Origin of the sequence: Saccharothrix sp. S26 (assembly GCF_021390395.1) — a bacterium.
In the GTDB taxonomy this organism is placed as follows: Bacteria; Actinomycetota; Actinomycetes; order Mycobacteriales; family Pseudonocardiaceae; genus Actinosynnema.
Genome location: NZ_JAJUWT010000001.1, coordinates 171,626 through 185,517, shown reverse-complemented (window position 1 = coordinate 185,517; position 13,892 = coordinate 171,626). Strand labels below are relative to the sequence as shown.

Sequence of the window (13,892 nt, the reverse complement as noted above, 5' to 3'; positions counted from 1 at the left end):
TCGGGCCGGCGGCGGCCGGTCGGGTCGGTGCGGTGCCCCGGAGGCGACGAGCGGTGAAACCGGCACGCAGGCGTCACACTGGACGACGTGCCAAGCCTGGAGCCGTTCGACGTGGACTTCTACGACTCCGCGCCGCAGCGCCACAGCTACGTGCTGGACCTGCCGGTGTCGCCCGAACGTGTCTGGCGGGGACTGGCCGCCTCCAACCCGCTGTGGTGGTGCCGGCTGCTGTCGTCGGTGGAGTACACCTCGCCGCGCCCGTTCGGGGTGGGCACGACGCGGACGGCCGCGGTGCTGGGCGTGCTGCGGCTGTACGAGCACTTCATCCGCTGGGAGGAGGGGCGGCGGCAGTCGTTCCTGGTGGACCGGTCGAACCTGCCGGTGTTCCGGCGCTTCGGCGAGGACTACCTGGTGGAGCGGTCGGGCGAGGGGTGCCGGCTGACGTGGACGTTCGCCTACGAGCCCGCGCTCAAGGGCGGCGGCAGGCTCAACGCGCTGGTGTTCGAGTCGATGGTGGCCGACACGCGGCGGCACTTCGCGGCCTGATCACGGTTGCTCGGCGTTACCCGTTAGGCCGAGAAGTGCAGTAGATCACGCCCATATGGGTGATTCGTGAGATTAGGTTAGGCTCCCCTCATGTCTAAGGGAGACGCGCTGCTCGCCGGTGAGGAACTGGTTCTCGCGCACCACGACCGCGCGGTGGTGCACGGTGTCTCGCTCGGACTGCGCGCCGGGACCGTCACCGCGCTCGTCGGGCCGAACGGGTCCGGCAAGTCGACCGTCCTGCGATCCCTGGCGCGACTGCACCGGCCGCGCGAGGGGCGCGTGCGGATGGGCGAGCGGTCGGTCTGGGGGCACTCGCCCCTGTCCGGCAAGGAGTTCGCCCGCAACGTCACCCTGCTCACCCAGCAGCGGCCGACGCCCTCCGGCGTCTCGGTGCGCGACGTCGTCTCCTACGGCCGCTACCCCTACCGGACCGGGTGGCGCGGGGTGGACCTCGACGGCAGCGCCGCCATCCAGCGCGCCATGGACCTGACCGGCGTCGCCCCGATGGCCGACCGCGGCGTGGACGAGCTGTCCGGCGGCGAGCTGCAACGCGTGTGGCTCGCGTCGTGCCTGGCTCAGCAGACGTCGGTGCTGCTGCTGGACGAACCGACCAACCACCTCGACCTGCGCTACCAGGTCGAGGTCCTCGACGTCGTGCGCGACCTGGCCGACGACCACGGCGTGGCGGTCGGCGTGGTGCTGCACGACCTGGACCACGCCGCGATCATCGCCGACGAGGTCGTGCTGCTCAGCGAGGGCAGGGTCGTCGCGGCGGGCGGCGTCCGCGACGTCCTCACCGGCGAGCACCTCACCCGCGCCTACGGCGTCACGGTGCACGTCGCCGACGACCCGGTGACCGGCGCGATCCACTGCCGCCCCCTCGGCAGGCACACCCCGCGACCGGCCTGAGCCCTTCCCCTTCTCCCTGAGAGGTACCAGCGATGCGCTTGCTTGCCCCTGCCCTCGTGACGGCGGCCGTGCTGCTGTCGGCGTGCGGCACGACCGAGACCCCGACGTCCACCCCGACCGAGTCCACCGGCGGCCCGGTCACCGTGACCGACGCCCGCGGCAAGGAGGTCAAGCTCGACGCCCCGGCCAAGAAGGTCGTCACGCTGGAGTGGGCCGAGACCGAGACCGTCGCCTCCCTGGGTGTCATGCCGGTGGGTGTCGCGGACGCCACCGGTTACAAGACGTGGGACGCGGCCGTGCCGCTCGCCGCCGACGTGAAGGACGTCGGCAAGCGCAACGAACCCAGCGTCGACTCGATCGTCGCGCTCGACCCCGACCTGGTGATCATGGCCAAGGGCCGGGACGAGACGCTGGTCGGCCAGTTGGAGAAGTACGTCCCGGTGATCGTCACCCAGGCCAGCGACGCCTCGCGCAACCTCGACCGGCTGCGCGAGGACACGAAGCTGGTGGCCGCGGCGGTCGGCAAGGCCGCCGAGGGCGACGAGTTGCTGTCCGAACTGGACACCGCGCTGGCCGACGGCAAGAAGGCGGTCGAGGCCAAGGGCGCGACCGGCACGCCGTTCGTCATGGCCGACGGCTGGCTCCAGGGCAGCACGGTCAACATCCGCCCGTTCGGCAAGGGCTCGCTGGTCTCCGACACCGCCGAGGCGGTCGGGCTGAAGAACGCGTGGACCGGCGAGGTCGACCCGCAGTGGGGCCTGGGCGCCACCGACGTCGAGGGCCTGACCGCGATCACCGACCCGAAGACGATGCTGTTCTACAGCGCCTCCGAGGACGACGTGTTCACCACCGGCCTCGCGGCGAACCCGGTGTGGCAGCGGCTGCCGTTCGTGGTGAACAAGAAGGTCGTCAAGCTGGAGCCGGGCACGTGGACGTTCGGCGGGCCGAAGTCGGTCGTCAAGGTCGCCGAGCAGTTCGTGAAGGCTGCCACCGCCTGATGCGCGCCGCCGTCGTGACGGCGGGGATCGTGGCGCTCATCGCCCTGCTCTCCGCCGTCCACCTCACGCAGGGCACCGCGTCGACCGGCGTGCTCGACGTGCTCGCCGCCCTGGTGGGCGACGGGGACGCGCAGACCCTCGCGGTGCTGGAGGGCTCGCGCGTGCCGCGCCTGCTGGCCGCGTTGCTGCTCGGTGTCGCCCTCGGCGTCGCCGGTGCCGGCATGCAGTCGGTGGCGCGCAACCCGTTGGCCTCGCCGGACACGCTCGCCGTGAACGCGGGCGCGCACCTCGCCGTGGTCTCGATCGCGGCGTTCGGGTTGAGCCTGCCCACGCTGCCCGCGGGCGCGGCGGCGTTCGCGGGAGGGCTCGCGGCGGCGGTGGTCGTGCTGGGGCTGTCCGGCGGCGGTTCGACCAGCCCCCGGCTGGTGCTCGTCGGCTCGGCGGTCATGCTGACGCTGCAATCCGCGACGATCCTCCTGCTGCTGATGTACGAGCAGGAGACGACCGGGCTGTTCGCCTGGGGCTCCGGCTCGCTGACGGTGAGCGACCTGGACGCGACCGCGCAGATGACGCCGGTCGTGGTGGTCGCGGTGGCGGCGCTGGTGGTGATGGGGCGGTCGCTGGACATCCTCGCGCTGGGCGACGACAACGCGACCGTGCTGGGGTTGAAGGTGCGGCGCACGCGCGTGGGCGCGGTGCTGCTGACCGTGGCGTTGACGGCGGCGGCGGTGACGGTCGCCGGGCCCATCGGGTTCGTCGGGCTCAGCGCGCCGGTGATCACCCGGCTGCTCACGCCGTTCGTGCCCGGCCTGGGCAGGCACCGCGCGCTGCTGCCGGTGTCCGGGCTGGTCGGCGTGGTGATCGTGCTCGGCGCGGACGTGCTGCTGCGGGCCGTCATGGGTTCGGCGGCGGCGGTGCGCGTGCCGACCGGCGTGATGACGACGATCGTCGGCGCGGTCGTGCTGATCTGGTTGGCGCGGCGCGGCCGTTCGAGCGGGACGCCCCGGCAGGCACCCGCCGGGCGGGTCGGCGTGGCCACGTCGTCACGACGGCTGGTGGTCACGTCGGTGGTCCTGGGCGTGTTGCTGGTCGCCGCGCCGACGGTCGGGCTGATGCTCGGCGACCGGCTGGTGCTGCTGGGTGACCTGGCGAACTGGTTCGCCGGGCGGACCGGCACCGCGTTGACGTTCGTGGTCGACCAGCGGCTGCCGCGCGTGCTCGCGGCGCTGGTCGCGGGCGCGGCGCTGGCCGTGGCCGGGTGCGGCATCCAGTCGGTGAGCCGCAACCCGCTGGCCGAACCCGGTCTGCTGGGCATCACGGCGGGCGCCGGGCTGGGCGCGATCGGGTTGATCACGGCCGTGCCGATGGCCGGCGCGTGGCACATCGCCGGGGCCGCCGGCGTGGGCGCGATGGTGGCGTTCGCGCTGGTCTACGGGCTGGCGTGGCGATCGGGGCTGGACTCGGACCGGCTGGTGGTCATCGGCATCGCGCTGTGGTCGGCCGGGATGGCGCTGATCACGCTGCTGATCGTGACGTCGGACCCGTGGAACACGGCGAAGGCGTTGACGTGGATGTCGGGTTCCACGTACGGGCGGACGCTGGAGCAGGTGGTGCCGACGGCGCTGGCGTTGGCGCTGCTGACGCCGTTGCTGTGGGCGCGGCACCGCGAGCTGGACCTGCACAGCCTGGACGAGGACACGCCGCGCGTGCTCGGGATGCGGGTGGAGCGGTCGCGGCTGGTGATCCTGCTGGCGGCGGGCGTGCTGGCGGCCACGGCCGTGTCGGCGATCGGCGTGGTGGCGTTCGTGGGGTTGGTCGCACCGCACCTGGCGCGGTCGTTGGTCGGTGGTCGGCACGCCCGCGTGCTGCCGGTGGCGGCGGCGGTCGGGGCGGTGCTGGTGAGCGCGGCGGACACGGTGGGCCGGACGGTGATCGCGCCCGCGCAGGTGCCGGCGGGGTTGGTGATCGCGTTGATCGGGACGCCGTACTTCGTGCTGGTGTTGTGGAGGACGCGCGAGATGCGGACGTGACGGATCGGCGGGAGTGATCGGCCGCGGGTGATCGGCAAGGGTGATCGGCGCGGGTTGAGGTCAGGTGGGGCTGGTCAGGTGCTTCTGGAGGAGGTCGGTGGTCTCCTCGTCCAGGTCGGCGGCGGCGCGGGTCAGCAAAGCCCGCAGGGCCGGTGCGTCCGCCGGGTCGACCTCCAGCGGTGCGACGGTCCGCCGTCGCCACGGCACCGAGACCAGGGAGCGTGAGATCCGCGTGGCGTCCGATCGGCCGCGCCGCGCCAACCGGGCGTGCGGACCGGTCACGACCGTCAACGCGGCGCGCAGCTCGGCGACCGGTCCGAGCCGCCGGGCCAGTCGGTACCCGGCCAACCGGACCGCGGGTCGGTCGTCGGACAGCAGCTCCCACGGCAACGTCGCCGGCACCGACCGCACGGCCGCGGTCGCCTCGCGCACCACGGGTGACGCCGGATCGCGCAACATCGGCAGCACGAGGTCGTCCGAGGCTTGCTCGAGCAACCGCAGCGCCCGCAGGGCGCGGGCCCGGATCGTCCCGAGGGGTGGGCCAACAGGCCGATCAGGTGCCGGCCGTCGCCACCGACCTCGGCGAACCCGTCGATCGCACCCGGCGTCACGCGCGACCGGTAGTACTGCGGCACGTCCACGCCCTCCCGTGACGCCGCGGCCCGTGCCAGGGCGCGCACGAGGGAGGAGGCGTCGTCCAGGTACGGCACGACCTCCGCGTCACGCCCCAGCCGCACCAGCCCGGTCAACGCCTGCACGCGCACCTCGGCGTGCGGTGACCCGGCCAGCCGCCGCAACACCTCCACCCGTCCAGACCACACGCAGTCGCGTGCCGCGGCCTCCGCCGCCGCCGACCGCAGCCGCACGTCCGGAGCCGTCAACGCGACCGACACCTTCCGGTCCGGCCGCCACGTCCCCGCGCCGAACGCGAACGCCCGAACCCGCCGGTCCGGCGAGCCCAGTAACGACTCCAACGGCGCACGGGGATCGGCCGCGGCGGCGACGAGCTGCTTGCGCACGAACGATCCCCGCAGCCACCCCTCGATCCGCAGGCCCACGCCCAGGGCGACGGGCAGCATCCGGGCGGGGTCGTCGTGCAGCAGCACGGCCAGGCCCGCACGGGCCTGGTCACGCACCTGACGCACCCAGTCACCGGTCCGCAGCACCAGGAACGGCACCAGCTCGGGCACCGGTCGCGCGACGATCTCCCGGACGCCGCGTTCACGGATCCGGCCGTCGCCGTGGGTGCAGGCCAGCGCGACGCTCAACGGTGACGCGCCCGGCTCGGGCAGTCGGGTGCCGAGCCGGAGGAGGTCCGGCGGCAGGTAGTCCTCCGACAGCCACCACCGGACGCGGCGGGCGTCGGCGTCGAGGCGGATCAACGCGCGCGGGCGGCGGGCGAGCACCGCCAACGCGGCCGGCCCGGTGGCCTCGTCACCCGTCACGTCGAGGGTGGTCAGCAGGGCGAGCACGGGGTCGGGCTCGTCCCGGCCGCGCCGACGTCCGTCGGCCAGCAGCCGGTCCAGTTCGTCCACCACGGCGTCGTCCACCACGGCATGGTGGCGCATCGGCACGCTCGCGCGCCTCCGCATTACCGATCGGCATGGGCACAGGTCTTGGACGCGGTGCTCGGGTCATGAGCACGATCGGGCCCATGACTGAACACCTGTCCCGAGCAGACGTGCTGCGTGGTCTGGGCGCGACCGCGGTGGGGGTGGCGGCGGGCTCGCTGCTCGGCGGCGGCACCGCGAGCGCCGCTCCCGAGCACCCCAACGTGAAGCTGATCAAGGACTACTACGCGGCCTACGGCTCCGGTGACGTGAACGCCCTGCGCCGGTTCTTCGCCCACGACATCCGGTGGACGATCCCCGGCCACCACCCGTTGTCCGGCACCAAGGTCGGCGTGGAGGAGGTGCTGGCGTTCTTCGGCGCACTCGCCGAAGCGGGGTTCCGCGCGGAGCCGATCTTCCTGGCGGCGGACGGCGAGTGGGTGGTGGACCTGCACCGAGGGTGGAGCACCCGGCCGGAGGGATTGGACATCACGTGGGCGTTGGCGTTCCGGATCCGCGGGCGGCGGATCGTCGAGGCGGTCAACTTCGCCGGTGATCAGCACGCGGCGGATCGGTACTTCTGGCAGAACTACCCGCTGGCGCGCATCCCGGACCGGTTGGCGGGGACGTGAGGTGACCAGGACGACGGGTCGGCGGTTGTCTGCGCGCCCGTGGCCAGGTCCTTGACCTCGTGCGGACGGCCGTCCTCGAAGGGCGGGAACCACACGAACGGGATGCCCTTGCGGGAGGCGTACCGGATCTGCTTGGCGACCTTGTCCTCTTGGTGGTACTGCTCGACGTTGAACCCGTTGGCGCGCAAGGTTCTGGCGGTGTCGGTGGAGGTCGCGCGGCGGTCCTTCGGGAGTACGACGAGGACGTCGGCGGGACTGCTCGGGCCCGTGGTGAGCAGGCCGGCCGACAGCATCTTGGCGAAGATCCGGGAGAACCCGATCGACATGCCGACGCCGGGCAGCCTGCGCCGGATGAACGACCCGGCCAGGTCGTCGTAACGGCCGCCGGAGCAGATCGCGCCGTACTCCGGCCAGTCCACGAACCGGCCTTCGTAGACGGTGCCGGTGTAGTAGTCCAAGCCCCGGGCGATCGAGAAGTCCGCCACCACGCCGGGGAGGTCGGACAGCTCGCGCAGGACGAAGTCCAGTTCCGCCAGGCCCTCGTCCAGCAACGGTGACCGCACGCCGAGCTCGCGCACCTGCTCGGGACCACCGCGCAGTCGGGCCAGGGCGAGGACGGAGGCCAGCTGGGTTGGATCGAGGCGAGTGCTCAGCAAGGCCGAGACGCCGTCGAGGCCGATCTTGTCCAGCTTGTCCACGGCCCGCATGACGTCCAGCGGCTCGGTGATGCCCAGGCCCTCGTAGAAGCCCTGCAACACCTTGCGGTTGTTGACGTTGATCGTCCACGGCGGCAGGTCGAGCGAGGTCAGGACCTCGTGCACGATGCGCGGCAGCTCGGCGTCGAAGTGGATCGCCGTCTCGTCGACGTCGATCACGTCGATGTCGCACTGGGTGAACTCGCGGAACCGCCCGTCCTGCGGTCGTTCACCGCGCCAGACGCGTTGGATCTGGTAGCGCTTGAAGGGGAAGACCAGGTCGTTGAAGTGCTGGGCGGTGTAGCGGGCGAAGGGGACGGTGAGGTCGAAGTGCAGGCCCAGTTGCGGGTCGGATGAGTTCGGCTGGGTGGTTGAGTTCGGTTGGGCGGTGGTGCTTTGGGCGCGGGTGAGGGTGTAGACCTCGTTGGAGGTTTCGCCCTTGGAGAGGAGGACGTCCAGCCGTTCGGCGGCGGGGGTTTCGATGGAGCAGAAGCCGTAGCGTTCGAAGGTGGCGCGGATGTCGTCCAGCCGGCGCTGTTCGACCAGGCGCACGTGCGGCAGCCACTCGGGGAAGCCGCTGACGGGTGTCGGGCGTACTGCGGGCTGGTCGCTCATGGGGGAAGTCCAGCCGATGTCGGGTGAAGGTGCCAACGGCATTTTCACGATCGGGTGATGGCGGGGAGGGTCAGGTCTGGGGCTCGGTGGTCTAGCCCGGCCCGATTTGACATGGGGCCCTTACGGGCACTCCAGGCAGGCCAAAGCCGGCAGGCCCGGCGGGGAAGAGCGTCCCGCCAGGCCTGCCGGCTTCGACCAGCCTAAAGCACCCGAACCCATGTCAAATCGGGCCTCGGTGGGTGCGCTGCGGGTCCGATGTGGATGGGGGTGGGGGTTCAGGGGGTTTGGGCGGTGATGTGGGGTAGTGGTTGGAGGGCGGTCATGATGTCGTCGACGGCCTTGCCCAGTTTGGCGTACTTCTCGGTGTAGAGCACGGGGAAGACGTTGGGGCGGTTGGCGGGGCGGTAGGTGTCGACGTAGTCGGTGCCCAGGTTGCAGAAGGCGACGACGATGTAGTTGCGCCTGGCCTTGCCCGGCAGGGACCTCACGATGCCGGCGTCGCTGCCGGTGGTGTCGACCCAGCCCGTCTTGTGGCTGAACGTGACCTCGGCGGCCGCGTCGCAGGGACGCACGTCGCTGTCGTAGACGGCCGAGCCGACGATCATGGTGCCGTCCGGCTGGACCCAGCGGGCCGGGGTTTCCTGCGGGATGCCCTGCACCGGGTAGTCGCGGCCGCAGTGGTTGGTGGTGGAGAGCATCTCGTTGTGGCCCTGGTTGTTCAGGGACTTGAGGAACTGGACGCGGGAGGCGGTGGTCAGCTCGTCGCGGGTGACCTGCCGGCCCGCGTCGGTGGTCCACAGGACGCCCGCGCCGCCGTTGACCAGCAGGAGCAGCTTGGCGGTGTCGATGCTGCTCATGTTCGACCCGATCCACCGGCCGCCGTTCTCCGGGTTGGTGCCGGTGACCATCAGCGTCGGCATGCCGAGGTCGGCGAAGGTGCGGTTGACCTCGTCCCACGCGCCCAGGTCGTGGAGCATCTTGATCAGCGCGCAGGTCGACTCGTTCTGCGACTTGGTGATCATCTCGTCGAAGTGCTGACGGATCACCTTGCTGGACGGGCCGCCGCACACGGGGTGCTGCGTCACCGGTCGGTAGTCGTACACGGCGTCGAGGTCCACCCGGCCCTGGTCGGCCAGGCGCAGGACGCCGAAGCCCACCATCAGCTTGAGCACCGACGCCGGGTACGGCGAGGAGAAGTCGATCGGCGCGTTCTCCCGACCGGGCAGCACGTCACGGGTGCCCCGACCGCCGTTGACGTCCCACTCGGTGTCGTCCCACCAGCGGTAGCGGACCTGGTCGGTGGACAGGCCCTTGCGGTTCAGCGGGACCACGACGCCGTTGGGGTACTGCGGGCTGAGCAGGACGTCGGCCATCGCGATCGGCCGGCCCATGCGGTCGATCTCGATCACGGCGAGGTCCATGTTCGGCGTCTGGTGCAGCGGCCGGGCCGCGGTGGCGCCCAGGCGGGTGGTTTCCGAGGCGGGCAGCGGGTCGTGCTTCTCCGGTGCGCCCGCCCTCGACGCGGCGACCTGGTCCGGCGGGGTCAGGTCGAGCACGTCCTTGAAGTCCTGCGCCACCACGGCCTGCCGCAACGACTCGGCGAGCAGGGCGCTCACGTCCTCGCCGGCGGTGGCGGTCGGGACGGTGGCGGTCGCGCCGACCAAGGCTGTCACGGCGGTCGCGGCGAACAGGCCGCGTCGGAAGGATCTCATCGCACTCCCCCAGGAAATGATCCGTCTGCGCCGACGACCGTAGTGCATTCGCTGCCGATGCGTGACCGTTCCGGCACTGGACGTGGCTAGCGGAACGCGGTCAGGAACTGGTCGCGGAAGGCGTTCATCGGGCGCACGGGGGCTTGAGGGCTCGGGGCGAGACCCTCGGTCCACCCCCAGGCGGCGGTGCGGTCCAGGACGGTCGGGTCGCGGGAGACGAGGGTGATCGGCACGTCGTGGCCCGCGTCGGGGCCGGTGACGAACGGGGCGGGTTGGTGGTCGCCGAGGAACACGAGCACCAGGTCGTCGTCGCCGTAGGTCTCGACGTAGGAGACGAGGGTGTCCACCGAGTACTGGACGGTGCGCGCGTAGTCGGCGCGCACGAGGGCCGGGTCGCGGCCGAACATGTCCTCTGCCGGGGCCTCGCCCGAGGCCATCGAGTGGTAGACCGAGCCGTCGCCGAGGTGGTCCCAGCCGATCGTGGTCGGTGCGGGCGACCACGGGGCGTGGCTGGAGAGCAAGGGGATGGCCGCCATCACGGGTGCGTGGCCGTCGGTGCGCTCGAACTGCTGGAACCGGGCCATCGTGAACTCGTCGGGGGTGGTGGCGTAGCCGAAGCGCGGCCCGCGGTAGTTCAGGTCGTCGAAGGCGTAGATCCGGTCGTAGTCGAAGAACGCGCCCTCCGGCCACGCCCTCGTGATGCCCGGCATGACGCCGACCGAGCGCCAGCCCGCCCGCCGGAACGCGCCGCCCAACGTCAACCGGTCACCGGCCAGCAGGGTGCGGTAGCGCTGCTGGTTGTCGACCCACAGGCCGGACAGCAGGGTGGCCTGGGCGAGCCAACTGCCCCCGCCGGCGGTCGGCGAGGTGAGGAACGCGCTGCGCGAGCTGAAACCGGCTGCGGTGAGCCGGCGGGTGCCCGCGTCGAGGGCGGTGGTGACGTGCGGGGCGATGTCGGGGTGCGTCACGGCGGAACGCCCGTAGCTCTCGACGAATGCGATGACGACGTCCTTGCCGCGCAAGGCGGTCAGCATGTCCGCGCCCGGTGTGCCCGCGAACGGGTCCGCGGCCGACTCGTGGGCGAAGTCCTGCCGGTCGCGCAGGCCGGCCCGCACTTGGAGCGCGTGGTCGTGGACGAGCGTGGTCGTGCTGTGCGAGGCGATCGGCACGACGGGCAGGGCGAGGGCGATCCAGGCGATCGTGACGGCGCGGGTGGCGGTGGGGCGGTGTCGGCCCACCGCGCGGCTGAGCCGTGAAGTGGACCGGGCCAGCAGGACGATCACCGCGCCCGCCAGGAGCACGGCGGCGACGACGGCCCCGACCGCCGCGAACCGGCCCGCCGTCACGTCAACGTAGTCGACCGCGGGCTGGAGCAACGGCCAGTCGAGGACCAGGTCGAACGGCCGGTGCAGGACCGCGTCGAAGCCGAGGTCCAGTGCCTTGACGATGAGCAGGACGCCCAGCAGCGCACCGGCGGCCGGAGCCGCGACGCGTCGGGGCCGTTCGGGCAGGACGAGCACCAGCACGACGCCGAGCAGCGCCTCCACGGGCAGGCGCAGGAACGTGGCGGGCGTCAACGAGTCGACGTCGCCCGGCACGAGCAGGGCGAGCAGGACGAGCAAGGCCGCCAGGGCCGTGACGGGCGCGGTGCTTCGGGTCATGCCGTCCTCTCGGCTGGTCTCGTCCGGTACAACGCGCGGCGGCGCCTGCCCGGTTCACCGATGACCCATTCCGCCACCGCGGCGTTGATCACCCAGGCCAGGCCGAGCAGGAGCGTCCTGGTCGAGCCGGTGGCCGGGCCGACCAGCACCACCCAGGCGATGGTGACCAGGGCCTGCGTGCCGGCACCCTGGGCGAGGGCGTAGCCGCGGATCATCCACGCGCGGTGCCGGGCCAGGTCACGACGTCGGATCGCGCGGAAGCCGAGGACGAGGGCCAGGACGGTGGTGGAGCCGGCCACCAGCCGGAAGGCCGCCAGGAGGTCGCCGTCGCCCTCCGGGTAGGGGTAGAAGAGGGTCATCCACAGGCCGGTCAGGGCCATCAGGAGGCCGGCCGGGAGCAGGACCCGGCCCAGGCGGCGGTGGTTGCGCCCGCGGAAGGCCGGTGAGAACTGGACGGCGCCGCCGAGGCAGAAGACGACGGCGGTGACGATGTGCAGCACCACGGGGACGGGTGAGGCGAAGAACCGCGCGTTCTCCGGGGTGACCTCACCGCCGGTCAGGTCGGTGAGGCGGATCGCGCCGCCCGCCACCGGGATGAGGGTGAGCGCGATCAACGCGGTGGGCACGAGCCAGTCGGCCCTGCGGGAGGAGGTCACGGCGGAGGCCCTTCGGTGATGTCCGGTGTGCACCGAGTCTGCGGATCGGCGCGGCGGAGGTCATCGGGAGAAAGGCCGGAGCCGGGCGGTACCGACGGGCAGGTGCGGGCTAGTACTTTCGGCCGGTTTCGTAGGCCCACAGGGCGATCTCGACGCGGTTGCGCGCGCCCAGCTTCGCCATCAGGCTCGCGACGTGCGTCTTGACCGTGCTCAGGGTGATGTGGAGTTCGGCGGCGATCTCGCTGTTGGTGCGGCCCCGGGCGACGGTCGCCAGCACCTGCTCCTCGCGGTCGGTGAGCGGTTCGACGGGTTGCGCGGGTGACGCGGGCTCGGCGGCGGCGAAGGTCCGGAGCAGGCGGGCGGTGATGCTCGGGGCGATCAGCGCGTCGCCGTCGGCGGCGGCGTGGACGGCCTGGGTGAGCAGCGCGGGCCCGGCGTCCTTGAGCAGGAAGCCGACCGCACCGGCGCGCAGGGCGGCGTAGACGTACTCGTCCAGGTCGAACGTGGTGATCACGACGACGGCGAGCGGGTCGTCCACGTCCGGTCCGGCCAGCAGCCGGGTGGCTTCGATGCCGTCGACGCCGGGCATGCGGATGTCGAACAGGCACACGTCGGGGCGCAGGCGGCGGGCCAGCTCCACGGCGCGGCGGCCGTCGGCGGCCGCGCCGACCACCTCGATGCCGGGTTGGGCGTCGAGGATCATGGTCAGGCCGGTGCGGACGATCTCCTGGTCGTCGGCGACGACCACGCGGACGCTCATGCGGGCGTTCCCGTCCTGGGCAGGGTGGCGGTGACGGTCCAGCCGCGGTCGCGGTCGGGGCCCGCGGCGCAGGTGCCGCCGAGCAGGTCCACGCGCTCGAACATGCCGATCAACCCGAAACCCGGGTCGCTGGGCGCGGCCCCTTCGCCGTCGTCGCTCACGCGCAGGTGCACCGACGTGTCGTCGGCGGCGACGCGGACCTCGATGCGGGTGGCGTGCCGGGCGTGCCGCCGGGCGTTGGTGACGGCTTCCTGGGCCAGGCGGTAGACCGCCGCGCCGATCGACGGGTGCACGTCGTCCACGTCGCCGGTGAGGCCCACCTCCACCGACGGGCCGGTGCGGGACGACGTGGCGAGCTGTTCGAGGTCGGCGATGCGCGGGTTGGGCGCGAGGTCGGCCGATTCGCCCCGCCGCAGGACGCGCACCATCGCGCGCATCTCGGTGAGGGCGCGCGATGCCTCCGCCTCGATCAGGCGCAACGCGTCGGTCGCGGCGTCGGGCCGCGTCGCCGCCGTGGCGAGGCCCGCCTGGGCGCGGACCGCGATCGCGGACACGTGGTGGGCGACGGTGTCGTGCAGGTCGCGGGCCAGCCGTTCCCGTTCCAGCAGCTTGACCCGGTCGAGCTCGCGGGTGCGCAACCGGGACCGGTAGCGCATGGCCACGCCCAGGGCGGTGGCCGCGAGCAGCACGGCCAGCCCGCCGACGACGTCGGCGACGGCCAGGTCGCGCACCACCGCGGACAGGCACGCGCTGCCGACCGTGAGCCCCAGGCCGAGCACGGCTTCGCGCCCGGAACCCCACCTGACCACCGAGTACACCAGGATCAGCAGGAACGCGGTGGTGTAGGGCTCGCCGCGGTCGTGGCCGGTGACCAGCGAGACCACACCCGTGACGCCGAACGCGACGACGAGCACGAGCAGCGGCCTGGTCCGCCGCCACAGCACGGTGGGCACCAGGGCGATCACGACGACCGCCCAGAGCGGCCGCCACGGCAGGTCCGTCCGCAGGGCCGCTTCCAGCGCCGCCGCGGGCACCAGGACGCCCACGAGCGCCCAGTCCCGCCACACCCGCGCGGGCGGCTGCTGGGGCCGGGGCTCGGCCCACGTGGACCGGAGGACGTCCTGCACC

The 13,892-nt window shown here is 72.5% G+C and carries 13 protein-coding genes; 5 read left to right on the top strand and 8 right to left on the bottom strand.

Going from position 1 to position 13,892, the window contains the following annotated elements; all coding sequences use genetic code 11:
• Positions 1-87 precede the first annotated feature (87 nt).
• From LZG04_RS00820 to LZG04_RS00805, 4 genes are all read left to right on the top strand, one after another.
• The gene (locus tag LZG04_RS00820) at positions 88-546 is read left to right on the top strand and encodes an SRPBCC family protein (protein WP_233812305.1); all 459 of its coding nucleotides are present in this window, start codon (positions 88-90) and stop codon (positions 544-546) included.
• Positions 547-636: 90 nt separating this feature from the next.
• The gene (locus LZG04_RS00815; protein ID WP_233812304.1) at positions 637-1,455 is read left to right on the top strand and encodes an ABC transporter ATP-binding protein; all 819 of its coding nucleotides are present in this window, start codon (positions 637-639) and stop codon (positions 1,453-1,455) included.
• Between the two features lie 32 nt (positions 1,456-1,487).
• Positions 1,488-2,453 (top strand): iron-siderophore ABC transporter substrate-binding protein, encoded by a 966-nt coding sequence (locus tag LZG04_RS00810; RefSeq protein WP_233812303.1) that lies wholly within the window; start codon positions 1,488-1,490, stop codon positions 2,451-2,453.
• On the top strand, positions 2,453-4,483 hold the full coding sequence (locus tag LZG04_RS00805; protein ID WP_233812302.1) for an iron ABC transporter permease: 2,031 nt from the start codon (positions 2,453-2,455) through the stop codon (positions 4,481-4,483). The genes LZG04_RS00810 and LZG04_RS00805 overlap by 1 nt, the downstream gene beginning before the upstream one ends.
• 60 nt (positions 4,484-4,543) lie before the next feature.
• Here the strand turns inward: LZG04_RS00805 and LZG04_RS00800 are convergent, their stop codons facing one another.
• On the bottom strand, positions 4,544-4,765 hold the full coding sequence (locus tag LZG04_RS00800) for a hypothetical protein (RefSeq protein WP_233812301.1): 222 nt from the start codon (positions 4,763-4,765) through the stop codon (positions 4,544-4,546).
• A 5-nt stretch (positions 4,766-4,770) separates the two neighbouring features.
• Positions 4,771-6,033, bottom strand: coding sequence for a hypothetical protein (locus LZG04_RS00795; RefSeq protein ID WP_233812300.1), 1,263 nt, complete (start codon positions 6,031-6,033; stop codon positions 4,771-4,773).
• 104 nt (positions 6,034-6,137) lie between these two features.
• Here LZG04_RS00795 and LZG04_RS00790 point away from each other — a divergent pair, with 104 nt between their 5' ends.
• Positions 6,138-6,665: a nuclear transport factor 2 family protein gene (locus LZG04_RS00790; RefSeq protein WP_233812299.1), complete on the top strand. Its 528-nt coding sequence runs from the start codon at positions 6,138-6,140 to the stop codon at positions 6,663-6,665.
• Here LZG04_RS00790 and hisS read toward each other — a convergent pair.
• From hisS to LZG04_RS00760, 6 genes are all read right to left on the bottom strand, one after another.
• Positions 6,623-7,975: a histidine--tRNA ligase gene (gene hisS / locus LZG04_RS00785; protein WP_233812298.1), complete on the bottom strand. Its 1,353-nt coding sequence runs from the start codon at positions 7,973-7,975 to the stop codon at positions 6,623-6,625. The genes LZG04_RS00790 and hisS overlap by 43 nt on opposite strands.
• 275 nt (positions 7,976-8,250) lie before the next feature.
• The gene (locus LZG04_RS00780) at positions 8,251-9,687 is read right to left on the bottom strand and encodes a serine hydrolase (RefSeq protein ID WP_233812297.1); all 1,437 of its coding nucleotides are present in this window, start codon (positions 9,685-9,687) and stop codon (positions 8,251-8,253) included.
• Positions 9,688-9,773: 86 nt separating this feature from the next.
• Positions 9,774-11,348: a sulfatase-like hydrolase/transferase gene (locus tag LZG04_RS00775; protein ID WP_233812296.1), complete on the bottom strand. Its 1,575-nt coding sequence runs from the start codon at positions 11,346-11,348 to the stop codon at positions 9,774-9,776.
• Positions 11,345-12,004 carry a DUF2306 domain-containing protein gene (locus tag LZG04_RS00770; protein ID WP_233812295.1) on the bottom strand — a complete coding sequence of 220 codons (660 nt, stop codon included), beginning with the start codon at positions 12,002-12,004 and terminating at the stop codon, positions 11,345-11,347. Before LZG04_RS00770 ends, LZG04_RS00775 begins: the two co-directional genes overlap by 4 nt.
• Positions 12,005-12,113: 109 nt before the next feature.
• A complete protein-coding gene (locus LZG04_RS00765) occupies positions 12,114-12,764 on the bottom strand; it encodes a response regulator transcription factor (protein ID WP_233812294.1) in 651 nt (216 codons plus the stop codon).
• Positions 12,761-13,891 (bottom strand): sensor histidine kinase, encoded by a 1,131-nt coding sequence (locus tag LZG04_RS00760; protein ID WP_233812293.1) that lies wholly within the window; start codon positions 13,889-13,891, stop codon positions 12,761-12,763. Before LZG04_RS00760 ends, LZG04_RS00765 begins: the two co-directional genes overlap by 4 nt.
• Position 13,892 lies beyond the last annotated feature (1 nt).